The sequence below is a fragment of the Bosea vaviloviae genome (assembly GCF_001741865.1).
Classification (GTDB): domain Bacteria; phylum Pseudomonadota; class Alphaproteobacteria; order Rhizobiales; family Beijerinckiaceae; genus Allobosea; species Allobosea vaviloviae.
In genome coordinates this window covers 5,987,386-6,012,172 of sequence record NZ_CP017147.1, presented here as the reverse complement: position 1 = coordinate 6,012,172, position 24,787 = coordinate 5,987,386, and the positions used below count along the sequence as shown (strand labels likewise).

27 protein-coding genes are annotated in these 24,787 nt (G+C 65.4%); 10 read left to right on the top strand and 17 right to left on the bottom strand.

What is annotated here, in order from left to right; all coding sequences use genetic code 11:
• Window positions 1–135: 135 nt before the first annotated feature.
• The 8 genes from BHK69_RS27840 to BHK69_RS27805 all read right to left on the bottom strand — a co-directional run bounded on the left by BHK69_RS27840 (window position 136) and on the right by BHK69_RS27805 (window position 7,555).
• Window positions 136–537 (bottom strand): low affinity iron permease family protein, encoded by a 402-nt coding sequence (locus BHK69_RS27840; RefSeq protein ID WP_069694025.1) that lies wholly within the window; start codon window positions 535–537, stop codon window positions 136–138.
• Between the two features lie 75 nt (window positions 538–612).
• On the bottom strand, window positions 613–1,452 hold the full coding sequence (fghA, locus tag BHK69_RS27835; RefSeq protein ID WP_069692939.1) for an S-formylglutathione hydrolase: 840 nt from the start codon (window positions 1,450–1,452) through the stop codon (window positions 613–615).
• Between the two features lie 302 nt (window positions 1,453–1,754).
• Entirely contained in the window at window positions 1,755–2,867 is a 1,113-nt protein-coding gene (locus tag BHK69_RS27830; protein ID WP_069692938.1) for an S-(hydroxymethyl)glutathione dehydrogenase/class III alcohol dehydrogenase, read from the bottom strand.
• 62 nt (window positions 2,868–2,929) lie between these two features.
• A complete protein-coding gene (locus BHK69_RS27825) occupies window positions 2,930–3,214 on the bottom strand; it encodes a metal-sensing transcriptional repressor (RefSeq protein WP_069692937.1) in 285 nt (94 codons plus the stop codon).
• A 149-nt stretch (window positions 3,215–3,363) separates the two neighbouring features.
• Window positions 3,364–4,266, bottom strand: a complete 903-nt coding sequence (locus tag BHK69_RS27820) for a DUF6662 family protein (RefSeq protein WP_069692936.1) — start codon at window positions 4,264–4,266, stop codon at window positions 3,364–3,366.
• Window positions 4,267–4,442: 176 nt separating this feature from the next.
• The gene (locus BHK69_RS27815) at window positions 4,443–5,012 is read right to left on the bottom strand and encodes an NUDIX hydrolase (protein WP_069692935.1); all 570 of its coding nucleotides are present in this window, start codon (window positions 5,010–5,012) and stop codon (window positions 4,443–4,445) included.
• A gap of 84 nt (window positions 5,013–5,096) precedes the next feature.
• Entirely contained in the window at window positions 5,097–6,134 is a 1,038-nt protein-coding gene (locus tag BHK69_RS27810; RefSeq protein ID WP_083269919.1) for a DUF3616 domain-containing protein, read from the bottom strand.
• Window positions 6,135–6,424: 290 nt separating this feature from the next.
• Window positions 6,425–7,555, bottom strand: coding sequence for an IS481 family transposase (locus BHK69_RS27805; RefSeq protein ID WP_199578988.1), 1,131 nt, complete (start codon window positions 7,553–7,555; stop codon window positions 6,425–6,427).
• A gap of 419 nt (window positions 7,556–7,974) precedes the next feature.
• Here BHK69_RS27805 and BHK69_RS27800 point away from each other — a divergent pair, with 419 nt between their 5' ends.
• Together BHK69_RS27800 and BHK69_RS27795 are read left to right on the top strand one after the other, a co-directional pair.
• Window positions 7,975–8,298 carry an ArsR/SmtB family transcription factor gene (locus BHK69_RS27800; protein ID WP_069694023.1) on the top strand — a complete coding sequence of 108 codons (324 nt, stop codon included), beginning with the start codon at window positions 7,975–7,977 and terminating at the stop codon, window positions 8,296–8,298.
• Complete coding sequence (locus tag BHK69_RS27795; protein ID WP_069692934.1) at window positions 8,295–8,705, top strand: SRPBCC family protein; 411 nt, start codon at window positions 8,295–8,297, stop codon at window positions 8,703–8,705. Before BHK69_RS27800 ends, BHK69_RS27795 begins: the two co-directional genes overlap by 4 nt.
• A gap of 120 nt (window positions 8,706–8,825) precedes the next feature.
• On the opposite strand, the gene aceB is transcribed toward BHK69_RS27795, so the two are convergent.
• A complete protein-coding gene (gene aceB / locus BHK69_RS27790; protein ID WP_069692933.1) occupies window positions 8,826–10,436 on the bottom strand; it encodes a malate synthase A in 1,611 nt (536 codons plus the stop codon).
• Between the two features lie 317 nt (window positions 10,437–10,753).
• On the opposite strand from aceB, the gene BHK69_RS27785 reads away from it, so the two are divergent.
• Both BHK69_RS27785 and BHK69_RS27780 read left to right on the top strand, forming a co-directional pair.
• Window positions 10,754–12,046 (top strand): vWA domain-containing protein, encoded by a 1,293-nt coding sequence (locus BHK69_RS27785; RefSeq protein ID WP_069692932.1) that lies wholly within the window; start codon window positions 10,754–10,756, stop codon window positions 12,044–12,046.
• Window positions 12,047–12,350: 304 nt separating this feature from the next.
• Window positions 12,351–13,577 carry a pilus assembly protein TadG-related protein gene (locus tag BHK69_RS27780; protein WP_244548347.1) on the top strand — a complete coding sequence of 409 codons (1,227 nt, stop codon included), beginning with the start codon at window positions 12,351–12,353 and terminating at the stop codon, window positions 13,575–13,577.
• A 6-nt stretch (window positions 13,578–13,583) separates the two neighbouring features.
• On the opposite strand, the gene BHK69_RS27775 is transcribed toward BHK69_RS27780, so the two are convergent.
• Genes BHK69_RS27775 through ygfZ form a run of 3 tightly spaced genes read right to left on the bottom strand, consistent with a single transcriptional unit; the run spans window position 13,584 to window position 15,693 of the window.
• Complete coding sequence (locus tag BHK69_RS27775; protein WP_069692931.1) at window positions 13,584–14,186, bottom strand: YfbR-like 5'-deoxynucleotidase; 603 nt, start codon at window positions 14,184–14,186, stop codon at window positions 13,584–13,586.
• A gap of 2 nt (window positions 14,187–14,188) precedes the next feature.
• Window positions 14,189–14,812: a DNA-3-methyladenine glycosylase I gene (locus BHK69_RS27770; RefSeq protein ID WP_069692930.1), complete on the bottom strand. Its 624-nt coding sequence runs from the start codon at window positions 14,810–14,812 to the stop codon at window positions 14,189–14,191.
• On the bottom strand, window positions 14,809–15,693 hold the full coding sequence (gene ygfZ, locus BHK69_RS27765; protein WP_069692929.1) for a CAF17-like 4Fe-4S cluster assembly/insertion protein YgfZ: 885 nt from the start codon (window positions 15,691–15,693) through the stop codon (window positions 14,809–14,811). The genes BHK69_RS27770 and ygfZ overlap by 4 nt, the downstream gene beginning before the upstream one ends.
• A gap of 151 nt (window positions 15,694–15,844) precedes the next feature.
• On the opposite strand from ygfZ, the gene BHK69_RS27760 reads away from it, so the two are divergent.
• Window positions 15,845–17,179: a dihydroorotase gene (locus BHK69_RS27760; protein ID WP_069692928.1), complete on the top strand. Its 1,335-nt coding sequence runs from the start codon at window positions 15,845–15,847 to the stop codon at window positions 17,177–17,179.
• A 71-nt stretch (window positions 17,180–17,250) separates the two neighbouring features.
• Here BHK69_RS27760 and BHK69_RS27755 read toward each other — a convergent pair whose 3' ends face one another.
• Window positions 17,251–18,165, bottom strand: coding sequence for a LysR family transcriptional regulator (locus BHK69_RS27755; RefSeq protein WP_069692927.1), 915 nt, complete (start codon window positions 18,163–18,165; stop codon window positions 17,251–17,253).
• 112 nt (window positions 18,166–18,277) lie between these two features.
• On the opposite strand from BHK69_RS27755, the gene BHK69_RS27750 reads away from it, so the two are divergent.
• The 4 genes from BHK69_RS27750 to BHK69_RS27735 all read left to right on the top strand — a co-directional run bounded on the left by BHK69_RS27750 (window position 18,278) and on the right by BHK69_RS27735 (window position 21,705).
• On the top strand, window positions 18,278–19,276 hold the full coding sequence (locus tag BHK69_RS27750) for an NAD(P)H-dependent flavin oxidoreductase (protein ID WP_069692926.1): 999 nt from the start codon (window positions 18,278–18,280) through the stop codon (window positions 19,274–19,276).
• 132 nt (window positions 19,277–19,408) lie between these two features.
• Window positions 19,409–19,837, top strand: a complete 429-nt coding sequence (locus BHK69_RS27745) for a YciI family protein (protein ID WP_069692925.1) — start codon at window positions 19,409–19,411, stop codon at window positions 19,835–19,837.
• Between the two features lie 98 nt (window positions 19,838–19,935).
• Window positions 19,936–20,361, top strand: a complete 426-nt coding sequence (locus BHK69_RS27740) for a YciI family protein (RefSeq protein WP_069692924.1) — start codon at window positions 19,936–19,938, stop codon at window positions 20,359–20,361.
• A 66-nt stretch (window positions 20,362–20,427) separates the two neighbouring features.
• Window positions 20,428–21,705 (top strand): RNA polymerase sigma factor, encoded by a 1,278-nt coding sequence (locus BHK69_RS27735; RefSeq protein ID WP_069692923.1) that lies wholly within the window; start codon window positions 20,428–20,430, stop codon window positions 21,703–21,705.
• On the opposite strand, the gene BHK69_RS27730 is transcribed toward BHK69_RS27735, so the two are convergent.
• The 3 genes from BHK69_RS27730 to BHK69_RS27720 form a co-directional block, all read right to left on the bottom strand.
• Window positions 21,702–22,292 (bottom strand): acyloxyacyl hydrolase, encoded by a 591-nt coding sequence (locus BHK69_RS27730; RefSeq protein ID WP_069692922.1) that lies wholly within the window; start codon window positions 22,290–22,292, stop codon window positions 21,702–21,704. The two genes, BHK69_RS27735 and BHK69_RS27730, sit on opposite strands and share 4 nt — an antisense overlap.
• 259 nt (window positions 22,293–22,551) lie before the next feature.
• Window positions 22,552–22,974 carry a GFA family protein gene (locus BHK69_RS27725; protein WP_083269723.1) on the bottom strand — a complete coding sequence of 141 codons (423 nt, stop codon included), beginning with the start codon at window positions 22,972–22,974 and terminating at the stop codon, window positions 22,552–22,554.
• Window positions 22,975–22,983: 9 nt separating this feature from the next.
• Window positions 22,984–23,892: an NAD(P)-dependent oxidoreductase gene (locus BHK69_RS27720; RefSeq protein ID WP_199579310.1), complete on the bottom strand. Its 909-nt coding sequence runs from the start codon at window positions 23,890–23,892 to the stop codon at window positions 22,984–22,986.
• Between the two features lie 121 nt (window positions 23,893–24,013).
• Here BHK69_RS27720 and BHK69_RS27715 point away from each other — a divergent pair, with 121 nt between their 5' ends.
• Window positions 24,014–24,361, top strand: a complete 348-nt coding sequence (locus tag BHK69_RS27715; protein WP_069692921.1) for a winged helix-turn-helix transcriptional regulator — start codon at window positions 24,014–24,016, stop codon at window positions 24,359–24,361.
• On the opposite strand, the gene BHK69_RS27710 is transcribed toward BHK69_RS27715, so the two are convergent.
• A complete protein-coding gene (locus BHK69_RS27710) occupies window positions 24,362–24,631 on the bottom strand; it encodes a hypothetical protein (protein WP_069692920.1) in 270 nt (89 codons plus the stop codon).
• Window positions 24,632–24,787: the final 156 nt, after the last annotated feature.

Here is a 24,787-nt window from a genome sequence, read left to right as displayed (position 1 = left end):
CAAGGGATGCTGCGGTGCAGCGAAACGGCTGCCCTGCATTTGACGGGCGCCAAGACTGCTTGGAAAAGACAAGACTGCTTGGAAAAGAGGCGAGCGAGGAAGGGTTGGCTGCCGATCTGCCACATCTAGACGGATTCAGGCCGGCTTGCCGTTACGGGCCTTGCTGGCGCGTAGCTCGAATTCCTGGCGGATCGCCTCGAGTTTCTCCTCGTCGAGCTCTTCCAGATCGAGCAGTTCCTCGCGCGCGCCCTCCAGCCGCACGATCAATTCGTCGAGCTTGATCTGCATGGCGGCGCTGTCGCGATTCTGGCTGTTCTGGATGATGAAGACCATCAGGAAGGTGACGATGGTCGTCGAGGTGTTGATCACCAATTGCCAGGTGTCGTTGAAGCCGAAGAAGGGTCCCGACAGGCCCCACAGGACGATCACCGCGACGGCGACGACGAAGGTCTGCGGCCTGCCCGCCCAGCGCGCCGTCGCCTGCGACAGGCGGGTGAACAGCGCGCGATCGGTCAGCAATGCGATAGGAGACGGCATGGCGATTTCCCCGGGCCGGATTTCGGCCTGGAGATTCAACGCATGCCGGGGCCGCCCGTTCCGCAGCCGGATGGCTCAGCCGGGCAGCAGACGGCGCGCATGCCAGCCGATATGCTGGGCCATGAAGGTCGAGACGAAGTTGTAGGAGTGGTCGTAGCCCTCGCGCATCGTCAGTTCGAGGGGGATCTCGGCCTGGACGCAGGCGAGCTCCAGGAGCCAGGGCCGCAACCCCTCCTGCAGGAAGCCGTCGGCGGTGCCCTGGTCGACCAGGAGGTCCTTGAGGCGGTGCCCGTCGGCGATCAATGCAGTGGAGTCATATGCGCGCCATGTCGTCTCGTCCGGCCCGAGATATGTCTCGAAGGCGGGCCGCGACCAGCCGGCGGTCGAAGGCTGGGTGATCGGCGCGAAGGCTGAGACGGAGGTGTAACGCATCGGATTCTTGAGCGCGAGCGTGATCGCGCCATGACCGCCCATCGAATGGCCGAAGATGCCCTGGCGGCCCATGTCGAGCGGAAAATGCTGGGAGACCAGCGCCGGCAATTCGTCGCGGATATAGCTCTCCATGCGATAGTTCTTCGCATAGGGCTCCTGCGTCGCATCGAGATAGAAGCCGGCACCGGAGCCGAATTGCCAGTTATCCGGCTCGTCGGGAATGCCCTCGCCGCGCGGTGAGGTGTCGGGGCAGATGATGGCGACGCCGTTGGCTGCTGCGGCGGCGCGGTACTCGCCCTTGTCCATGACGTTCTGGTGCGAGCAGGTCAGGCCCGAGAGATACCAGAGCACCGGCACCGGCCCGTCCTCGATCTGCTGCGGCAGGAAGATCGCGAAGGTCATCGGGCAGGCGCAGACCGCGCTGTCATGGCGATAGACGCGCTGCGAGCCGCCGAAGGCCTTTGAGGAGGAAATGAGTTCCATCGGGTGTCCTTTCGGTTCGGTGCTTTTCGCATCCTCGCCGTCATTCCGGGCTGGTCCGCGCAGGGCCGAGCCCGGAACCCATGAACATGATGGCCCCTTGCTCCCTGACCGTCATTGCGAGGAGCGCAGCGACGACGCAATCCAGGGGGGCATGGAGCGAGGCCTCCTGGATTGCTTCGCTTCGCTCGCAATGACGGGTCTGGATCGACCTCATATTCGTGGGTTCCGGGTTCAGCGTTGCGCGCTGCCCCGGAATGACGCGGTGGTTCAGTGCGTCATGGATGCGGCTAAAGAACGGCCGCTCAATACACCACGACCGACCTGATCGACTTGCCTTCATGCATCAGGTCGAAGCCGTGGTTGATCTCGTCCAGGCTGAGCTTGTGGGTGATCAGGTCGTCGATGTTGATCTTGCCCTCCATATACCAGTCGACGATCTTGGGTACATCGGTGCGGCCGCGTGCGCCGCCGAACGCCGTGCCCTTCCAGACACGGCCGGTGACGAGCTGGAACGGCCGCGTGGCGATCTCCTTGCCGGCCTCGGCGACGCCGATGACGATCGATTCACCCCAGCCGCGATGGCAGCATTCCAGTGCCTGCCGCATCACATTGGTGTTGCCGGTGGCGTCGAAGGAGAAATCCGCGCCGCCGCCGGTGAGATCGACGATCGCCTGCACGACCTTGTCGTTGCCGACCTCCTTGGGGTTGATGAAATCGGTCATGCCGAACTTGCGTGCCATCGCCTGCTTGGCCGGGTTGATGTCGACGCCGATGATCTTGTCGGCGCCGACCATGCGCGCGCCCTGGATGACGTTGAGGCCGATGCCGCCCAGCCCGAAGACCACGACATTCGCGCCCGGCCAGACCTTCGCCGTATAGATCACCGCGCCGATGCCGGTCGTTACGCCGCAGCCGATATAGCAGATCTTGTCGAAAGGCGCGTCCTCGCGGACCTTCGCCAGCGCGATCTCGGGCAGGACGGTGAAGTTCGCGAAGGTCGAGCAGCCCATGTAGTGGAAGACTTCGCCGCCATCGCAGGAGAAGCGGCTCGTGCCGTCCGGCATCACGCCCTGGCCCTGCGTCGAACGGATCGAGGTGCAGAGATTGGTCCGGCGCGACAGGCAGGACTTACAGCTGCGGCATTCCGGCGTGTAGAGCGGGATGACATGGTCACCGGGCTTCAGCGAGGTCACGCCCGCACCGATCTCGCGCACGATGCCTGCGCCCTCATGGCCCAGGATCGCCGGGAACTTACCCTCGGAATCCAGGCCCGACAGCGTGTAGGCATCGGTGTGGCAGATGCCCGTCGCCATGACCTCGACCAGCACTTCGCCGGCCTTGGGGCCGCCGATCTCGATGGTCTCGATGGTCAGCGGCTTGCCCGCTTCCCAGGCGACGGCGGCGCGTGTCTTCATCGGGTGTGTCCTTCTATTTGGGTTCTTGCTTTTCGCGGTTCTTGCTTCTGCGGTTCTTGCAGTTATTTCAGATAGGGACGGATGGCGCGCATGATCTGCGCGATCTCCGCCTCGCCGTCTTGCGGCGCGGTCTTTCCGCTCGTCCTTCCCAGCATGGTTTCGCGCAGATGGCTTTCGAGGACCTCGGCCATCAGCCCGGTCGCCGCGCCGCGCAGCGCCGAGAGCTGCTGAAGCAGCGCGCCGCACGCATCGCCGCGCTCGACCGCGAGGACGAGCGCATCGGCCTGCCCTCTGATCCGGCGCAACCGGGCGATGGCGCGCTTCTTCTCTTCTGGTGTATGCGGCATGCGACCGAGATACTGGGGTGGAGTATATGGTCGGACGCTAATATGGCCCGGGCGAGCGTGTCAATGCCGCTCCAGCGGACTTAAAATGAAAACGGCGGCCGCGTTGTCGCGGCCGCCGTTCAGGACGTGCATGGAAATGGCTCGATCGCTCAGAAGCTGTAGGCCGCTTTCACCTTGACCAGATGCTGGCTGAAATTGGTCAGGTCGAGATCACCGGGCTGGCCCTTGGCCTTGCCGGCGACCTGGATGTTGTAGGCGGCGGAAAGCGCGAGCTGCTTGGTCGCCTGCCAGTAGACGCCGGGGCCGGCGAAGGTGGCGTAGCCGGCTTCGGTGCCGAATCCGAGATCGCTGTAGCGGCGCTGATGGCGCACTTCGCCGCTGAGATAGATGCCGTCCACGGCCTGCCAGGCGAGCGAGGCGCCCAGCGTCAGCGTCGAGCTGCGGCCATAGGGGCTGGGGCCCGTCCAGGTCAGGTCGTGCGAGACGTTGAGCGCGGCGTAGAGCTTGCCTGGGATCAGCGCCTTGTCGGCAAAAATCCGGATGCCGGTGTTGTAGCCGGTGAAGCGGCTGATGCCGTCGATATCGGTGCGGTTGACGCTGGGATCGACCACCACGGTCAGGCCGATGCCGTGCAGGTCGCGGCCTAGCAGCTTGTATTTCATCTCGACGCCGGCGCCGTAGTTCGTTGCATCGGCGCTGACGCCGCCGAAGGATGCGTTGGCCACGCCGCCGAGCAGATAGGGGCCGACCTCGAGGCAGGGCAGCAGGCCGTAGGAGCCCTGCAGCTGCGCGCTGTGGCCGCTGAGCGAGCCGCCGCGGGCACCGAAACCGCCACCATAGGTCAGGCTCGGGCCGAAGGAGCCCTTATCCGCGACATCCGAGCCGGTGGTGAAGCCGAAGGCGTCGGTCGGGATGCCCTCGCTCTCGCTGCAGGCGGACAAGGTGGCCGGAATCGCCGGTGCACCCTTGCGCGAGGGCAAGTCGGCGGCGAGGGAGACGGTTGCGGCAGCGGCCGAGCCGAGCAAGGCGAGAGCGACGGATCTGAGCGACATGGACGGGTTCCGGTTGAGGTGAGAGACCCTTATGCAAATGCGAATGATTTGCAACACATGATCCGCAACTTTTCAGCAAAATCAGGATGCCTGAGCCGGAACGACTGTGCGAGAGCCGGCGATCGCCGGGTTGCGCAATGCGATGACATGTTGCGCTGCGGCAACATCGGTTTGCGTCAGCGTGGCGTCATAGCGACGAGCCGGGCATAGACCCGGGGTGCGATCGCAGCCAGCTCCGCCACCGGTTTCCAGGCTGCGGCGTGGACTTCCTCGATCTGGGCGACGAGCGCCAGCGCCGGGTCGGCGAGGAAGAGATATTGCAGGTCGTGATGGACATGGTCGGGCTCGCCGCGCGCAGGCTTGCCGGGCACGTCATGGCTGTCGATGGCGAAGGGCAGGTCGCCGCCCTGGTGCCAGGGATGCAGCGCCAACCCCTGGACGCCGGTCTCCTCGATCGCCTCGCGCACCGCCGAATGATGGAAGGCCTCGGCCGGCTCGTAATGGCCGCCGGGCTGGAGCCAGCGGCCGATCACGACATGGTCGATCAGCAGCACCTGGGCGTGGTCGGGCGAGAGCACGATCGCGCTGGTGGTCAAATGTCCGGGCAGGGTCGCGCGCTCGTCGAGCGCATCACCGCGCGCGATCTGCCAGCGCAGCAGCGCCAGATGCTCGCGCGGGGAGGCGACCTCGCTGCGATAGCGCGCGACAATCGATGACAGGCGGTCGAGGAAGGATAGAGCGGTCATGCGTCCGGTCTAGCCGATTCTCCAGATCGCGCCCTCGCATTCGGACGATCCCGCCGAACGCTTCGCTTAAAAGCGCTCTCATCGTCAGGGCGGGGGCAGGCGGTATTCCTCGAACTTGCCGTTCCGGGGGCCGTCATAGCCGATCAGGATGGTCAGTCCGGCGGCGCCCTCGCCGGTGATGACGAGTGCCTCGGCCTTGGCGCTGTCGCGGCTGCGCAGCCTGCCCAGCTCCCGCACCGCCTCGGGCCGCGTCGGATCGATGAGCATCACCGCATAGTCCAGATCCTGTTCCTGCGCCGGGCCGACCAGAGCAAGCAGCCGGCCATCCCCAAGGGCCGCGAGATCGCGAAAGCCGCGCTGGCCTCCGAGCGGGACGGCCACGAGCCTGGGCTCGCCGCGCGCCGGTCCGTGCCCCACGGCGAAGAGATCGGCGAGGCTCGCGCCGACGAGGAAGGCCTTGCCGCCGAGCGAGGGCGCGCGCAGGCCGGCCCAGAGCCGGTCTCCGGCAACGGCGATCGCCTCGACATTCATGCCGTTGGCGCTCTTCAGGTCCCGGCCGAAGAAGCCGCCAGCCGTACCTGCCCGGCGCAGCAGGTCGCTCAGGCGATAGGTCAATTCGGGCGCGCCTTCAGCTCGACCACTGGCGTCGACCTTGATGCGGGCGAGGTGGAAGGCCGAAAGCCGGAACTGACCGGAATGGCGCGAGCAGCCATGCGAGCCGGCGACATAGAAATAGGACGCGGCAAATGCGACGCTTTCGCCGTCGAGATCGCGGAACTTGCCCTGTTCGGGGCAGGCCACCGCGGGGGGAGCGCCGAGCGTCGCTGGCGATGGCCCGTCGCCAAGCAGCGGCACATTCTCGCCGGGCGTGAGGGCGCCGTCATTCAGCGTTGCGAATTGCGCGGCCGTGTTCTCGTCATTGATCAGCAGGCAGCGCTGCTTACCCTCGCGCGCCGGCATGCAGGCCATGCCGCTGACATCATGGGCGGCCTTGCCGGGCTTCTTGCCGGCGAAGTCGCTCGTGGCCTCGATGCGACGCAATGGCTGCAGCGCCTCGGCCAGAGCGGGCGAGGTCGCGAACAGGGCGCCCGCGAGCAGGGCGCAGTGCCGCAGATGCTGCATGATCCGTTTCCCCTCGGGGTTCATAGCAGCCTCTCTCCCCTCCCGGAGCCTGATCCTGGTTTCGGTCAGAGTAGGAGGGGGAGGCGGGGGCGACAAGCGGAGCTGGGTGCTTGTCGATCACCAATGCGAGATCGAGAGGGCGTTTGGGACGCACGACGGTTTTCTTCCCTTCTCCCCTCGGGGGAGAAGGTGCCCCGGCAGGGGCGGATGAGGGCTCTGCGACTGGGTGAGCCATCCTTCCCTCATCCGTCAGCGCTACGCGCTTGTCCAGCGGATAGGTTGGTTACAATTTAGCCTGGGTAGATTGGTGACAGTTTCTGGCCTTGGTGGTCGATGAGGCCGATGGGTTGTTTGTAGAACCAGACGCACCAGCCGTGCTCTGTCGCTTCGAGGGCTACGGGCTCACCTTTGAGGGCGGAGCAGATCTGTACGAGGCGGCCCTCGATCTTGATCTCGCCGTTGCTACGCACCCTGCGGATGGTTCGATCGGACGGGTAGTCGGGTTGGGGAAGTTTGTCGGGCATGGACCGGGGCGAAGGATTGTAGAAGCTGGCGGGGGGCTTCTGGCCAAGGGCCTGATGGGGCCGTTCGTGGTTGTAGTCGCGTCGGAAGGCTTCCAGGCGCTGAGCCTGGGCGGCGCGGTTGAGTGAAGCGGGCCGCATGGCTTCCAGCAGGGTGAGATGGAAGCGTTCGAGGCGGCCATTTTCCTGAGGAGAACCGGGCCGGGTGCGCTCGGGCTGGATGCCCAGCTTGATCCACCAGGCCGACAGGGCGCTGAGCCCGGAGGCGCTGGTGGAGGCGAAGGGCGGGCCGTTGTCGGAACGGATGACCTCGGGCAGGCCATAGACCTGGAAGGCGCGTTGCATGACCGGCTTGGCCTGGGCGGTGTGGACGCCGTCGCCCGCCGAGACCGCCAGGACGAAGCGGCTGTAGCTGTCGGCCAGGGTCAGCGGCTCGCAGCGCTCGCCGTCGCCCAGGGTGACCCAACCCTTGTGGTCCACAGCCCAGACGTGGTTCGGCCGCTCGGGTGTGGTCAGCGCGCCCAGCCGGGGCGGGGGACGGCGTCGGAGGCGGCGGCCCGATATCAGGCCCTGGCGCTTGAGGATCTCGTGCGCCGTCGAATGCGATGGCCAGGACAAGTCCGGATGCAGCTGCTCAAGCTTAGCCACGATCTTGCGCGGACCCCAGCTCGGCCGCGCCCGTCGCAGGTCCAGGATCTTCTCCACCAACGGCGCAGGCGTCGCCAGCCCGTGCGCAAGCGGCGCCGATGACCGGTTCGCAAGCCCCGACGCGCCCTCAGCCTCATAGCGCGCCCGCCACTTGTACCCAGCTTTGCGACTGATCCCGTAAACCTCGCAAAGCTCGGTCATCGACACGTCGCCCGCCAGCCAGTCGGCTATGAAACGCACCCGTTCGTCCATGGCACAGCTCTCTCGCCACGGCATGGTCCAGCCCTCCCAACTATCCAGGGAAAAACTGTCACCCTTCTATCCGGGCTCGTCTGTCACCAATCTATCCAGGCAGGACACGCTGCCACCTTCTCCCCCGAGGGGAGAAGGGACGCGCGCCAAAACCCCGCCGGCGTTTCCGCCGCGGTTGGTGAGGGGCTGGCGGAGCGCCGCGAGGAGTGTTGGTTTAGCAGTCCGCACCCCGCGGCACTCCGCCTTCGGCGTTCTTCCTTAAGGCCCCGACCATCGCCGTGCCGAGGAGGCACTGGTTTCAAAGATGCCGGCGGCGAGCCCGAGCTTGACGCGGCCATCACGGCACGTGCGCCCCCGGTTGACTCATCCATAACTCTCCGGTTATTGATCTAAACAATAACCAGAGAGTTATGGATTTGATGCCGGACAGCCACGACTTGCTCTTCAGGACGCTCGCCGACCCGACCCGGCGGGCCATCTTCGAGCGGCTGTGCCGTGACGGCGAGCAGACGGTCGGGGCGCTGACGGCCCAGGCCGGCGTCTCGCAGCCGGCGGTGTCGAAGCATCTCGGCTTGCTGAAGCTGGCCGGGCTGGTGCGTGACCGCCATCAAGGTCGCCAGACGCATTATTGCGCGCAGCCCGGCGCCCTGACCCCGCTGATCGATTGGACAAGCCAGATGGCCGGGTTCTGGGAAGACCGTTTCGACGATCTCGAAGACTTACTGAAGAGGATGGACCAATGACCGAAACATTGACCGAGATCCGCTCCGTCGTTGTCGAACGGGAGCTCTCTCATCCGCCGGAAAAGATCTGGCGAGCGCTCACACAGCCGCAACTGATCGCGGAGTGGCTGATGAAGAACGATTTCAAGCCGGTCATGGACCACCGTTTCAGCCTTCGCGCCGATTGGGGCGCTGTCGACTGTCAGGTCCTGGCTCTCGAACCGAACAGGGCGCTGTCCTATAGCTGGGGCGCTTACGGCCTCGAGAGTGTCGTCACCTGGACGCTGACGCCGACGCCCGGCGGAACTCATCTGCGCATGGAGCAGTCAGGCTTCAGGCCCGATCAGGTGCAGGCCTACCAGGGCGCCAAGGCCGGGTGGCCGCGTTTCCTCCTGGAGCTGGAGCAGCTCCTGGCCCGGATGGACTGAAGTCAGTCGGAACGGGGCAAGGCGAAGGACGAGCCTATCGGGCAGGGCCGATGGTAGGCACCTGAATGATCAATCGAAGCGCCGCTTCGCAGCGGCGCTTCGATCTCTTGGCGGCGGTTCTCACAGCTTCCCATAAGCCGGGACGGTCAGGAATTCCTCGAATTCCGGCGCGAGCGAGAGCTGCGAGAACAGCGCGATCGCCTCGGGGAAGCGGCCCTTGTCGTAGGCGTCGGCTCCCAGCTCGCCCTTGACGCGCTCCATCTCCTGCGTGAGGCAGCGCTTGAACAGATCGGCGGTGACTTTCGTGCCGCCATCGACCTCGACGCCGTATTGCACGAACTGCCAGATCTGGGCGCGGCTGATCTCGGCGGTCGCGGCGTCTTCCATCATGTTGTAGATCGGCACCGCGCCGCGGCCGCGCAGCCAGGCTTCGAGATATTGCACGCCGACGCGGATGTTCTCGCGGAAGCCCTCTTCCGAGCGCGTGCCCTGATGGACTTCCAGCAGGTTCTCGCGGCCGACCTGAACGTCCTCGCGCAGCTTGTCGAGCTGGTTGGCCTGCGGCATCAGCCGGTCGAACACCTCCATGGCGACGGGGACCAGGTCGGGATGGGCGACCCAGGTGCCGTCATGGCCGTCGCCGGCCTCGCGCTCCTTGTCGGCCTTGACCTTGGCGAAGGCTGCGGCATTGGCCTCAGGATTGTTCTTGACCGGGATCTGGGCTGCCATGCCGCCCATGGCGAAGGCGCCGCGGCGATGGCAGGTCTTGATCAGGAGCAGCGAATAGGCGCGCAGAAAGGCCTTGGTCATCACGACCTGAGAACGGTCGGGCAGGACATAGGCCGCGTTGCGGGCGAGCTTCTTGATGAAGGAGAAGATGTAGTCCCAGCGGCCGCAGTTCAGGCCCGCCATATGGTCCCTCAGCTCGAACAGGATCTCGTCCATCTCGAAGGCCGCCGGCAGGGTCTCGATCAGGACGGTCGCCTTGATCGTTCCGACCTTCAGGCCAAGCGCGTTCTGGGCCGCGACGAAAACATCGTTCCAGAGGCGGGCCTCGAGATGGCTCTCGAGCTTGGGCAGGTAGAAGTAGGGGCCCGAGCCGGCAGCGAGCGCGGCCTTGGCGTTGTGGAAGACATAGAGGCCGAAATCGACCAGCGAACCTGACGCCGTCTCGCCGTCGATCTCGATATGCGCTTCCGGCAGATGCCAGCCGCGCGGGCGGATGATCAGGACGGCCGGCTTGTCCTTGAGCTTGTAGGCCTTGCCGGTGGTCTTATCGGTGAAGTCGATCTGGCCGGCCCAGCGATCCCTCAGATTGAGCTGGCCCTCGATCATATTGGCCCAGACCGGCGAGGAGGCGTCCTCGAAATCGGCCATGAAGACCTTCGCGCCGGAATTGAGCGCGTTGATGATCATCTTGCGGTCGACCGGACCGGTGATCTCGACGCGGCGGTCCTGCAGATCGGCGGGGATGGGCGCGACCTGCCAGTCGCCCTCGCGGATATGGCGGGTCTCGGCCAGGAAGTCGGGCGTCTCGCCGGCGTCGAAGCGCTTCTGGCGCTCGGCGCGCAGGCTGAGCAGGCGCTTGCGCGTCTCGTTGAAGCGGCGCTGCAGATCGGCGACGAAGGCGAGCGCGTCGGGCGTGAGGATCTCATCGAAGCGCGGGCCGAGCGCGCCCTTGATGACGACGCCCTTGGGCAGGCTGAGGCCGTTGGCTTGAGCTGGCGACATGATCTTCTCCCTGCGGCGCGAATGCTGCCAGCATCATGTCTCAGCGTTGTCTTTCTCGAAATCCGGAAAAGAGACGGATCACCTTTCTCGATTTGGAAATAATGACTCCGGCCGTGCGTCGGTTCAGGCACATGTGCGATAGAGGTCAGTTGGTTGTGTAATTCTATATATTCTCGCATAAGTTGTGCTACGCAACGTTATTCACAGCAACTGCGAGATAGAGCCGAGTTCCTATGATCAATTTTAGCGATTCGTAAGGTCCTGGACGCCATCGCTCTTCCGGCCGAAAGCGGCGCAAGGTTGAGAGGTGGCTGGCGATGGAGCGGATCAAGGTCGGGGTGACGCGATTCATCTCACTTTGGGCGGGTTTTGCTAAAGACCGCTCCGGCAATGTCATGATGCTGTTCGGTCTCGCCATGATCCCGGTCCTCGGGCTGGTCGGCGCGGCGGTCGACTATTCCCGCGCCACCACGATGCGCACGATGCTGAACGCGGCGGTCGATTCCGCCGCGCTGATGGCGGCGCGCGACGCGGCGAAGCTGAGCGACGCGCAATTGCGCGAACGGATCAATAGCTGGATCCGCGCGAACCTGCATGGCGACGCCGCGAAGGGTTTCAACGCCGCCACCATCGCTATCGACCGCACCGGCCGCACGGTCAACATCAGCGCCAAGGCGAGCCTGACGGCGAGCCTGACGCAATTGATCGGCCAGGACGCCATCCAGGTCAGCAGCAACAGCCAGTCGTCATGGGGAACCAACACGATCGAGCTCGCTCTGGTGCTCGACAATACCGGCTCGATGGCATCATCGGGCAAGATCGAGGCGCTGAGGACCGCTTCGCTCGATCTCCTGAAGATCATGAAGGACGCGACCTCCGAGACGGATCAGATCAGGATTTCGATTGTGCCGTTCTCGACGCGGGTCATTCTCGACACGAGCTACAAGAACGCGACCTGGCTGCGTTGGGACCAGACGCAGGACAGCTGCAATTGGGGCTGGTGCACCACGACCAAGATCAGCAAGGGGAGTTGGCAAGGCTGCGTCGCCGACCGCGACAAGAGCTATGACGTGCAGGACGGCGATGGCGGCGGCACCAATGAGAGCGCCTATCCGGCCGATTTCTGCGACGAGTATTCCCCGTCGACCCAGGCGAAAATCATGCCGTTGACGAGCAATTGGGACGCCTTGACGCAGCGCATCAATGCGATGACGCCGGTTGGCGCGACCAATGTGACGATCGGCGCCGCCTGGGGCATGGCGACCCTGAGTCCGGGCGCGCCCTTCACGGAAGCAAAACCGCTTACCACGCCGCGCCTGAAGAAGTTCATGCTCCTGCTGACCGATGGCGACAACACCAAGAATCGCTCCGAGGGGGATGGCAGGAACTCGAATCCGAGTGTCGATGCACGCACCAAGCTCGCCTGCGCCAATGCCCAGGCTGCGGGAATCGTCGTCTATACGGTTCGCGTCATGGATGGGAACCGGGACCTGCTCAAGGCCTGCGCGTCCGACGCCGGCAAGTATTTCGAAGTGACCGATGCCGCGCAGCTCAGCCCGATCTTCAAGCAGATCGCCAGCGAGATCAGCGCGGTGCGCCTGACGATGTGATCGCGGGTTGACGGCGGGGCGCTGCTCAGGATGAGGGCCGTGTCTCCGAAAGTTCTCGATCTATTTCGATTGTATAACTCCAAAAATACTCTTTATAGTTGTATATCCAACGATTTCTTCACTGCATTTCCGAGATAGGGGCCAGTTCCGGTAGTCGATTTTATGAATTCGTAAGTTCCAGACCCCATCGCTTTCTGGGCCGAATGCGGCTTTTGGGTTATGGGATGCCAAGTCGATGATGCGGATCGGGGCCTTGCGTCGGGCTGTGCGATCGTTTCGGTCCGACCGAAGCGGCAATGTGCTTATGCTGTTTGCGTTCGCGCTCGTGCCGATCCTCGCGCTGGCGGGCGGGGTGATCGACTACACCCAGGCGGCGAACGTCAGGATCCAGCTCAATGCGGCGGCCGACTCGGCTGCGCTCGCGGCCGTCTCGCAAGCGGCGATGCTGAAATCGATCGCCGATTCCAAGGCCGATGCGGAGAAGATCTTCGACGCCAATGCCGTCAGCTACAAGAGCATGCTGGCGAGCCGGACGGTCGAGATCACCAATGTCGGGCTGAGCCGTTCGGCCAAGGTCGTCTACAGCGCGAATTACCCGACCCATTTCGCCAGCTTCGTCGGCCAGGCCAAGGTCGTGGTCTCGGGTACATCGAGCGCCGCAGGAGCACGCGCGCCCTTCATCGATTTCTTCCTGCTGCTCGACAATTCGCCCTCGATGGGCGTCGCGGCGACGGATGACGATATCAAAGTGATGGTGGCCAAGACCTCGGACAAATGCGCCTTCGCCTGCCATCAGATGGATAAGGCGACCAGCGACTACTACACGCTCGCCAAGTCACTCGGCGTCCAGATGCGCATCGACGTGGTGCGTACGGCCTCGCAGCAATTGATGGACACGGCCAAATCGACCGCGACGCTGACCGGTCAGTACCGCATGGCGGCCTACACCATGGGGGCCTCCTGCAATGGCAAGACGCTGACGACGATCCAGTCGATCACCTCCGATCTCACCGCCGCCAAGAGCGCGGCATCCGCCATCGATCTGATGACGATCCCCTATGCGAATTTCGATAGCGACCAGTGCACCGATTTCAACACGACGCTGACGAGCATGAACGCGGTGATCAGCAATCCGGGCGACGGATCGAGCGCGTCCCTGCCGCAGAAGGTGCTCTATTTCGTCTCCGATGGCGTCGCCGATTATGCCAATTCCAGTTCTGCCAGTTCCACCAAATGCTCCCAGAAAAAATCTGGCACGACACGCTGCCAGGAGCCGATCAACACCAGCTTCTGCAAGACGATCAAGGATCGCGGCATCAAGATCGCGGTGCTCTACACGACCTACCTGCCTCTGCCGACGAACGATTGGTACAATGATTGGATCAAACCGTTCTCGGCCAAGATCCCGACCAATATGCAGGCTTGCGCTTCGCCCGGCCTCTATTTCGAGGTCAGCCCGAGCCAGGGCATCGCGGAGGCGATGAACGCCTTGTTCCAGCGCATCGTGACCAAGGCCTATCTCTCGATGTGAATGGGGTCAGGCGCCGGAGAGCTCCGCAAAGCGCGCGAGGAAGCGGGCCTGGGCGGTTTCGGTGTCGAGCGGGTCGAGCCAGGCCATGACCGCGCGCGGCAGCGCCTGGGGCCGGCCGAAGAAGCGTAGCGCCTCCTCCCGCGCGAAACCGGCAAGCTCCGTCGCCTCGAAGAAGGCGGCGACCATATCGGCCTCCTTGGTCTTGCGCTTGAGCACGGCCGGCGTCGTACCCGGCAAGGCGAAGCGCAGATGGATCGCGGTCAGCAACCGCAGTTCCACGCTCTTATAGGCGTCGCCCATCACCACCTTGAAGGGCGAGATCATGTCGCCGATGACGTATTCCGGCGCGTCGTGCAGCAAGGCCATCAAGCGCCAGGCGTCTGACCAGTCGGGGTTGAGATGGCTGGCGATCGCCTCGACCAGCAGGCTGTGCTGCGCCACCGAGAAGGAATGGGCGCCGTGCGTCTGGCCGTTCCAGCGGGCGACGCGGGCGAGGCCGTGAGCGATGTCCTCGATCTCGATGTCGAGCGGGGAAGGGTCGAGCAGATCGAGCCGGCGACCCGACAGCATGCGCTGCCAGGCGCGCGGCGGAGCGGGGGGCTTGGCCATGCTCAGGCCACTGGGCGAGCGTCGCGCGCCAGCACGGCGCATTCCTGCCAGCGAAAGCAGCCGGTGAGATGGTCGTTGACCAGCCCGCAAGCCTCCATGAAGGCGTAGACGATGGTCGGGCCGCAGAAGGTGAAGCCGGCGGCCTTGAGCTCCTTGCCCATCGCAACGGACACAGCCGTCTGCGTCGGCACCTCCTCATGGGTGCGGAAGGCGTTCTGCGTTACCCGGCCGTCGAGATGCTTCCAGAGGAAATCGGCGAAGGGCTCACGCTCGCTGATGGCGAGATAGGCGCGCGCGCTCTTGATTGCGCCCTCGATCTTGCCGCGATGGCGGATGATGCCGGGGTCGGCGAGCAGGCGCAGCACATCGGCCTCGGTGAAGCGGGCGATCGCCTCCGGTTCGAAATTGGCGAAGCCGGCGCGGAAGGCGTCGCGCTTGCGCAGGATGGTGATCCAGGCGAGCCCGGCCTGGAAGCCGTCGAGGATCAGCTTCTCGAACAGGGCGCGGGAATCATATTCCGGCACGCCCCATTCGGTGTCGTGATAGGCGAGGTAGAGCGGGTCGGTTCCCGGCCAGACGCAGCGGAATTTCCCGTCCGGCCCCTTGATGGCGGCGCGCCCGCTCATGCAGCTGCTCCGAAGTCCGGTTCGCCGGGGAAGGGGAAGTGGATGAAATCGGGTTTGGCCAGAACGAAGGCGAGGCCGCCGCCATTGAGCGTGAGGCCCTCGGAGAGCGCATCCGCGACGCGGTCGAGCCGGAGCATGGCAAGCCCGCGCCCCTTCGCGCCCGAGCCGATGCGCCCGAGCGTCTTGGTTCCGGCCGTCGCCTCGGCCCCGGTTTCGCAGACGATCCCTTCGGTGAAGACCACCGGCACGATGCGGGTGCGCGCCGTGCCGCGATGCTGCATGCGCGAGACGACCTCCTGGCCGATATAGCAGCCCTTCTTGAACGAGACGCCGCCGAGCTGGTCGAGCAGCGCTTCATGCGGGAAGGCGTCGCCATAGGCGAAGTCCCTGCCGCCATCGGGCACGCCCAAGGCGATCCGCCTGGCATGATAGGTCTCGGTATCGTCGGCTGCGATCTCCTCGACACCGGCGCGGTCGGTGATGGCGCGCTGGCCGAGTGCGGGCAGGCGCGGATCGGCATAGACGAGGCCCGAATCCTCCGGCAGGGGCGAGCCGTCGGTCGAGGCGATGACGGCGCTGGCCTCGCTCAGATCGTCGAGCGCGACCTTGGCACGCAGCTTGTAGAGTTTCAGGCGTTTCATCAGATCAGTGGCCTGGAGCAGCGGAACGTCGAGCAGGAAGCCGCCGCCATCCTCATGTGACAGCGCGACGATGAAGAAGTCGCAGATGATCTTGCCTTGCGGTGTCAGCAGCGCGCCGTAGCCGGCTCGCTCCGGCGTGACCGGATCGAGATCGTTGGTCACGAGGTTCTGCAGGAAATCGCGGGCATCCTCGCCGCTGACGCGGATGACGCCGCGATCGACCAATCGGGTTGCGGACATGGGCAGCCGTTCCAGTTCTGAATTCCCTACCGGGGCTCGTCCGCCGAAAGGGATCATTGTGCCACCCGAAAGCTGTTTCCGCTTCCGAGATGGCGAGTCTGTGGATAGGTAGGCCGCATCCGCCCTTTGCTCAACTGCCCGGAGACAAGCCATGCCGCAGACCTACGATGTCATCCTCAAGGGCGGCACTGTGGTGAACCAGGATGGCCGCGTCGCGCGCGACCTCGGCATCACCGGCGGCAAGATCGTCGCGCTCGGCGATCTCTCCCGCGCCTCTGCGGCTGAGATCGTCGATTGCACCGGCCTGCATATCCTGCCCGGCGTGATCGACTCGCAGGTGCATTTCCGCGAGCCGGGGCTCGACCACAAGGAGGATCTGGAGACCGGTTCGCGTGCCGCCGTGCTGGGCGGCGTCACCACCGTCTTCGAGATGCCCAACACCATTCCCCAGACCACGGACGAGGCGGCGCTCGCCGACAAGATCCGGCGCGGGCGCCACCGCATGCATTGCGACTTCGCCTTCTGGGTCGGCGGCACGCATGAGAACGCCAAGCATGTCGCCGAGCTGGAGCGCTTGCCCGGCGCCGCCGGTATCAAGGTGTTCATGGGTTCCTCGACCGGCGACCTCCTGGTCGAGGACGACAACGGCGTCGCCGAGATCCTGAAGCGCACGCGCCGGCGCGCCGCCTTCCACTCCGAGGACGAGACCATGCTGCGCGAGCGCATGGGCCTGCGCGTCGCGGGCGATCCGTCGAGCCACCCGGTCTGGCGCTCGCCGGAGGTGGCGCTGACCTGCACGCAGCGGCTGGTGCGGATTGCGCGCGAGACCGGCGCGCGCGTCCACATCCTGCACATCTCGACCGCCGAGGAGATGGTCTTCCTGAAAGACCACAAGGATGTCGCCACCGTCGAGGTGCTGCCGAATCACCTGACGCTGGTCGCGCCCGATTGCTATGAGCGGCTCGGTACCTATGCCCAGATGAACCCGCCGATCCGCGACGACAGCCATCGCCAGCGCATCTGGTGGGGCGTGGAGCAGGGCATTGTCGATGTGCTCGGCTCCGACCATGCGCCCCATACCCATGAGGAGAAGCACCACGCCTATCCCGCCAGCCATTCCGGCATGCCGGGCGTGCAGACGCTGGTTCCGATCATGCTCGACCATGTCAATGCCGGCAGGCTCACGCTCGAGCGCTTCGTCGATCTCTCGAGCCATGGCCCGCAGCGCATCTTCGGGCTCGAAGGCAAGGGCCGGATCGCCGCCGGCTACGACGCCGATCTCACCATCGTCGATCTCAAGCGCCGGGAGACGATCACCAATGAGTGGGCCGCCTCGAAATGTGGCTGGACGCCCTATGACGGCGTTACCGTCACCGGCTGGCCGGTCGGCACCTATGTGCGCGGGCAGAAGGTGATGTGGGAGAGCGAGATCGTCACACCAGCTCAGGGTGAGCCGGCGCGCTTCCTGGAGGCGCTGCCGCGCTAGAGCAGGATGCGAAAAAGTGGGAACCGGTTTTTCGCATTGATCCTGCTGTCACTCTTTGATGAGAGGCGGATTCAGATTTCAGACCGGATCACTTTATGATCCGGTCTGAAATCATCCGGCTCTCGTCGCATGAGGCCGAGGAAGCGCTGCAAGGCGCGGCTCTCATAGGCGTCGCGGCGGCGGATGAAGAGCGTCGTCACGGCGCCTTCATCGCCGTCGATGGCGTGCCAGCGCAGAGCGTCGCGCTGGGCCGACTGCATGAACACCGCCTTGGGCAGCAAGGTGATGCCGACGCCGGCGGCGACGCAGCCGAGAATGCCGTCCAGCGTGCCGAATTCGAGCCGGGCATAGGAGGGCAGCCCGAGGCGCGCCAGCACCTGTTCCAGGCGCTGGCGATAGGAGCAGCCGGGGCGGAAGGTCAGTACGCTCAGCCCGGTCGAGGCGCTGCGCCTGAGGGCGTCGAGATCGTCGATCGCCGCCGGCGTCACCAGCCCCAGCATCTCCTCGAAGACCGGCAGGGCCGCGATCTCGTCATGCTGGATCGGGCCGGCCACGAAGGCGCCGTCGATCTCGCGGCGCAGGACGCCCTCGACGAGCTGTGCGGTCGGCCCGGTCTGGAGGCTCAGGCGCACGGCGGGGCAGGCCTGGTGGAACGCCGCCAGCAGCGGCGGCAGGCGGATCGCGGCGGTCGTCTCCATCGAGCCGAGCTGCAGCACGCCCTGCTCGGCGGCATTGTCGCGCGCCGCGACCTTCGCCTCCCGCAGCAGCGAGAGCACGCGCTCGGCATAGGGCAGCAGGCGCTGGCCGGCTTCCGTCAGCGCCATGCCACGGCTGTGGCGCTCGAACAGTGCAAGACCGATCTCGTCCTCGAGCGCCTTGATCCGCATCGTGACATTGGACTGGACCGTATGGATTTCCCGCGCTGCCGCGGAGATGCCGCCGGAGCGCGCCACGGCGGTGAAAGTGGTCAGTTCGTTGAGATCCATCGATCGGCGTTCTTATTTCCAGATGCCTACAATCTTGATAATTCATTTAAACAGAACGATAGGATGATCTAGCGTCGCTGTCGACCGGAAGCCTGCGGCGAGGACCAATATCATGACGATCACGACTCTTCTGACCCGGATGCTAGGCGTCAGGCATCCCATCCTGCTCGCAGCTATGGATCTCGTAGCTGATGCTGGGCTGACGCGCGTGGTCTCGGAGGCCGGTGGTTTCGGCATATTGGGCGGCGGTTATGGCGATGCCGCCTGGCTAGGCAGGGAGCTTCCCAAGCTGGTGGAGGCCCGCGAGGCGTCGCCCTTTCGTTTCGGCGTCGGCTTCATCACCTGGGGCCTGGCCAGGCAGCCGGAACTGCTCGACCTCACGCTCGCTGCCAAGCCCGACGCGGTCTGGCTCTCCTTCGGTGATCCTGAACCTTTTGCCGACAAGATCAAGGCTGCCGGAGCGCGCCTGATCTGCCAGGTGCAGTCGGTCGAGATGGCGCGCGACGCGGTGGCGAAGGGGGCCGACATCATCGTGGCGCAAGGGTCGGAAGCCGGCGGGCACGGCGCATCGCGCGGCACCTTCGCGCTGGTGCCGGCGGTCGTCGATGCGGTCGCTGACCGCGCGATCGTGGTCGCGGCGGGTGGCGTGGCCGATGGGCGCGGGCTCGCGGCGGCCTTGATGCTGGGCGCCCAGGGCGTCGTCCTCGGCACGCGGCTCTATGCCAGCCTGGAGGCAGCAGGCCATGCGGCGGCGAAGGAGCGCATCGTCGCGGCCTCCGGTGACGACACGGTTCGCGGGCTGATCTTCGACATCTCGCGCCAGAATGTCTGGCCTGCGCCCTTCACCGGCCGCTGCCTGGTGAATGCGCATGTCGAGCGCTGGAGCGGGCGCGAGGTCGCATTGATGCAGAATATCCGGACCGAGGCGCCGCGCTATCAGGCGGCGCGCGAGGCGGGCGATTTCGACATCGCCGCCGTCATCGCCGGTGAAGGGGCAGGGCTGGTGCGCGAGGTTTTGCCCGCCGCGACGATCGTCACCGAGATCGTCGAGACTGCCGAAGCGCTGCTGGCGAACGGGCAGGGCGGTTCGTTCAGCCTCGGGGCCGTGTAGGGCGCGTCAAAATATTTTCGCCGGGGTTGTCGATCCTGCCCGTGCCCGTTCGACGTGAGGGCAGGGAGCGGATGGACGGTGGCGTCACCGGCGCACATCTGCTCTCCTCATCGAAAACCGAGAGGAGACAACATGCGTTTCATGATCATCGTCAAGGCTACCAAGGACAGCGAAGCCGGTCTCATGCCGAGCACGGAGCTGCTTGCCGCGATGGGCGCCTATAATGAGGAGCTGGTGAAGGCCGGCATCATGCTGGCGGGCGACGGGCTGCATCCGAGCACCAAGGGCGCGCGCATCCGGTTCGATGGCGAGAAGCGCGCCGTCGTCGACGGGCCCTTCGCCGAGACCAAGGAACTGATCGCCGGCTTCTGGATCTGGCAGTGCAAGTCCTGGGACGAGGCGATCGAATGGGTCAAGCGCTGCCCCAACCCGATGACGGGACCGTCCGAGATCGAGATCCGCCAGATCTTCGAGGCGGAGGATTTCGGTGCGGAATTCACGCCCGAGCTGCGCGCGCAGGAAGAGCGCGTCTGGGCCGAGGCCAAGAAAAACGCGGGCTGAGAAACCTCTCTGCTGACCTGTCGAAAACCCAAAATCCCATTCAATCCGGATGGCGGGAGGCATCGCCTCCGCCGCTTCCGCCCCAAAGGAGAAAACCGATGCGTTTCATGGTGATGGTCAAGGCGACGACCGACAGCGAAGCCGGCGCGCAGCCGACCCAGGAGCTGCTCGACGCGATGATGGCTTATAACGAGGAACTCGTGAAAGCCGGCATCATGAAGGGAGGCGATGGCCTGCAGCCGAGCTCGAAGGGCGCACGCGTGCAGTTCGACGGCGCCAAGCGGTCCGTCGTCGACGGCCCCTTCGCCGAGACCAAGGAGCTGGTCGCGGGCTTCTGGCTCTGGGAATGCAAGTCGCTCGACGAGGCGATCGCATGGGTCAAGCGCTGCCCCAATCCGATGCCCGGTCCCTCCGAAATCGAAATCCGCCCGCTCTACGAGCTGGCTGATTTCGGCGAGATCGTGACCCCGGAGACCGCGGCGACGTGGGATCGCCTCAAGACCGAGATCGGCGACAAGAGCTGAATCCTCTCCTGCCGGCGGCTGACGCCGCTTGCCAGAGGAGCCCGCTGATGGTGTGTATCGCCCGTCATGTCGGCGAGCGATGCACACCGCGCTATCGAGACGGTCTTCAGGATCGAGGCCCCCAAGCTGATCGGGGGTCTGGTGCGCCTGACCCGCGATATCGGGCGCGCCGAGGAGCTGGCGCAGGACGCGCTGGTCGCGGCGCTGGCGCAATGGCCGCAGGACGGTGTTCCGCGCAATCCCGGTGCCTGGCTGATGCAGGCGGCCAAGCATCGCGCCATCGATGCCCTGCGCCGCGACAAGCTGCTTCAGCGCAAGCATGAGGAACTCGGCCACGACAGCGAGACCGACGCGCTGGCGATGCCGGACCTCGACGCCGCGCTCGACGACGAGGTCGGCGACGACCTGCTGCGCCTGATCTTCATCGCCTGCCATCCCGTGCTCTCGACGGAAGCCAGGCTTGCCTTGACGCTGAGGCTGCTCGGCGGGCTGACGACGGAGGAGATCGCACGCGCCTTCCTCGTGCCGGAGCCGACCATGGCGCAGCGCCTGGTGCGCGCCAAGAAGGCACTGGCCGATGCGCGCGTGCCTTTCGAGGTTCCCCATGGCGTGGAACTGGCGCAGCGCCTCGCGTCGGTTCTGGAGGTGGTCTATCTGATCTTCAACGAGGGCTATGCCGCGACCGCCGGCCATGACTGGGTCCGGCCGGCGCTGTGCGAGGAGGCGATGCGGCTCGGCCGCATCCTGGCGGAGCGCGCGCCGCTGGAGCCGGAGGTGCATGGTCTCGTCGCCCTGATGGAATTGCAGGCCTCGCGATTGCGGGCGCGCCTCGGTCCCGATGGCGAGCCGATCCTGCTGCTCGACCAGAATCGCGCCCGCTGGGACCAGCTCTTGATCGGGCGTGGGCTCAAGGCGCTGGAGCGGGCGCAGAGGCTCGCCGGTGCTGCGCCCGGCCCTTACCTGCTGCAGGCTGCGTTGGCGGCCTGCCATGCCCGGGCGCGCACGGCCGAGGAAACGGATTGGCGCCGGATCGCTGCGCTCTATGCCGTGCTCGCCGCGATAAACCCGTCGCCGATCGTCGAGCTCAACCGGGCCGTCGCGGTCTCGATGGCGGAGGGGCCGGCGGCGGGGCTGGTGCTGGTCGAGGCGCTGGCCGACGAGCCGGCGCTGCGGGGGTACCATCTGCTGCCGAGCGTGCACGGGGATCTGCTGGCCAAGCTCGGCCGGCATGGCGAAGCGGCGGCGGCCTTCGACCGCGCGGCCTCCTTGACGCGCAACGCCAAGGAACGCGCGCTGCTGGAGGAGCGCGCCGCGACGGCGCGGGGCGCAGCGGCAACGGGCTAGAAAATATAACCGAGCTTCAGGCCGTAATTGGTGAGGCCGCGATTGGCGTTGCAGAGGCCGGCATTGGACATATGCTCGACCGTCGCCATCACCGTCCAATTGGCGTCGAGGCGATAGCCGAGCGAGCCGGCCTCGCGCAGGAGCGGTGTGCAGCCGAGCGCGGCGTGGCCCACCGGCACATAGCGGCCGGTGTCGCCATGATGGAAGGCAAGGCCGAAGGCGCCCTCGACGAAGAGTTTCGGGGTGATGTCGAAGGCCCAGGTCAGGCCGCCATAGACATGGCTGGTCTTGCCGGCCGTGTTGAGCGAGCCGCCGAGATGGAAGCGCGGAACCAGCAGCGCCAGAACCGGATCGGCCGGCAGGAACGGCTTTATCGAGAGGACTTCGAGATTGAGGTCGACGGAGCCGCTTTCGGGGCTGGTCGGATCATGCAGATAGGCGCCGCCGCGAATCTCGGAAATCCACACATCCCGCGCCAGAGCGGGCAAGGCGGGTGCCAGCGCGACTGCGTCGGCTGCCTGGACTTCCATGGTCAGGCCGGACAACAGGCAAAAGAGCGACAATAGGCAAAGCGTAGCGATACGCATGCTGAGTTACCCTGATCGAATCAGCCCCTGTCTCCCTTCTTTAGACAACGGCGATTCGCGGGCAAACACGCATGTGGCGGCCCAGTTTCAACTTTTCGGCAGAGTTGCACTTGGGCCGCAGTCGCAGCAAAGGCTTGCCGCAGGGCAATGCAGATCGCCAGGCAGCGCTTCGGCGCAGACGGCCGTGGCCTCCTCGTCATAGGTCTCGACCAGCGTGCGGAAGGCGGCAGGCACAAGCGGCGGGCTGAAGCCGAGGGCTTCAGTTCTTGGCGACATTGTCGGCAAGGCAATACCAATCGGGCTGGTGCGACTGGTTATGGATCGCGGCCGGCGGCGGAAAGCCGGGATCAGCGAAGCTGCCGACCGAGACCGAGATCGCGCCCGGCATTGCTTGTGCCCGCATGAAGACCAGGCCGCCGCAGCCCGGGCAGAAGACCTGCTCGATCCAGCGGCCGGCATCGCTGCGACGCCGCCAGACGGAGCTCTCGCCGCGAGTCGCGACGATCGCGCTCTCCGGGAAGATGGCGCGATGGGCGAAGACCGAGCCGGTAGCGCGCCGGCATTCGCTGCAGGCGCAGAGATAGACGCGGCGCGGTTCGCCCGAGAGAGTGAGCCTGAGGCGTCGGCAACCGCAGCTCGCTGTGCGCTGCAGGTCTGGTCCTCGCTGGTTGTTCGAATTCACGCGCAGCCTTCAGCGTGTGAACTGAGCGATGGCGGCGAAGTCGTCCTGGCGCTGCCCGTCAGCGATCGCCCTGCGGAACAGGCTGTCCTGAGCCTTTGGGACAAGATCGTTCAGGCCGCGCTCACTGCAGAGCTGCAGCAGCAGGCTGAAGGCGCCGTAATGAACGTCGATCGAGGCGAGCGTCGTCGCGTCGCCGGCAAAGCGCTTGTCGCGGATGCGGGTGATCAGGTCGACCAGTGCGCCCTCGACCACGGGAAAGAAGGCCTGGCGATGCCCCTCGAACAGGTCGAGCGTAATGCCCTCGGCCTGGCAGATCGCTGCCGCCTGCAACTGGCCGAAGAGGGCACCCCACATCTGGCCGAGCAAGGCGAGGTCCAGCGCCGAGGCATGGCCGACATCCTCTCCGATGAATTGCGAGTTGCCGCCGAGTGCGGCGAAGACGGGCCGGTTCGCCTCGAACAGGGCTTGCGGTCCGGAATAGAGGATCGTGCCGCCGGGCTCGCCGATGAAGTTCGGCGTCGCCATGATCGCTCCGTCGAGATAGGCGGTGTCGTTGTGGGCCGCCCACTGCGCCTGCTCGCGGGCCTGGTTCGGCGAGCCGGAGGAGAGCTGGACGATCAGCTTGCCGCGCAGGGCGGCTGCAACCTCGGGCGACCGAAGCAGCCTGTCCGAATCGGCATAGGTGCTGACGCAGACGACGGCGATGTCGGCTACCGCGGCGGCGGCAGACACCGACGGTGCGACGCTCGCACCCTGGTCGGCGAGCGCAGCCGCCTTGTCGGGCGAGCGATTCCAGACATGCGTGGCGAAGCCGCGGCAAGGAAGGCGCGGGCAAGGGCCGAGCCCATGCGGCCGAGGCCGATGACGGTGATCGTAGGTTTCACAGTTTGCTCTCCTGACAGGTGCATGCGCGCAGATGCGATAGAAGGTCCGCCTTCGATCGCGGTTCCGGGCGCGTCGGCGTAGCAGGAGATTTCATAGATTTTCTTTTTATTTCAATTACTTACTTGTAAGTAAGTGGTCTCTTGGAGAGAACTGGATGTCGGTCAGGATCAACTTGCCGGAGACATGCGGCCTCGGACTGGCGCTGACGGTGATCGGCGGCCGCTGGAAGTCGGCAATCCTGTGGGAGCTGCATGAGCGGCCGCTACGCTTCGGCGTGTTGCGCCGGCGTCTGCCGGGGATCAGCGAGAAGGTGCTTTACGAGCAGCTGCGCGAAATGGAGCGCGACGGTGTCGTCAGGCGTGAGGCCTTCGAGGAAGCGGTGCTGCGGGTTGAATACTCACTGACGCCGGCCGGGACGGCGCTCAACGATGCGGCCCATGTGCTGGCGCAGTGGGGCCTCGCCCATGGCGAGCGGGCCAAGCTCCCGGTCGCGGCCGAATGATCAGTGCCGGGTGCCGCTGGTGAAGGCGCCGCCGCGCACTTTGCCGGGCAGCGCTTCGGCGAAGACGGCGGTGGCTTCCTCGCCATAGGTCTCGACCAGCGTGCGGAAGGCGGCGAAAAGGGCGGCATGGGCCAGTGCGTCGCTGTCGAGCCCGTCCTGCTGCGCTTCGTTGAAGGCGTCCTCGACATAGCCATAGGCGACGCGTCTTGCGTCACTACGGTCCTCGCCCAGGGTGGGATCGAGCGGCAGATCGTCTGGAAAAGTCGACATCGAGGCGGAGACTCTGCGGCTTGGACCTGAACATGCGGCGCGAAGTCTCCCGCGGGAGAATCCGTGCCATCGACAGACCTATAGTCATACGCAAAGCCGGCTCGCCGGGCCACCATCCCCTTTAAGAAAGGTTAACGCAGCCGTGAGAGTTTGTGG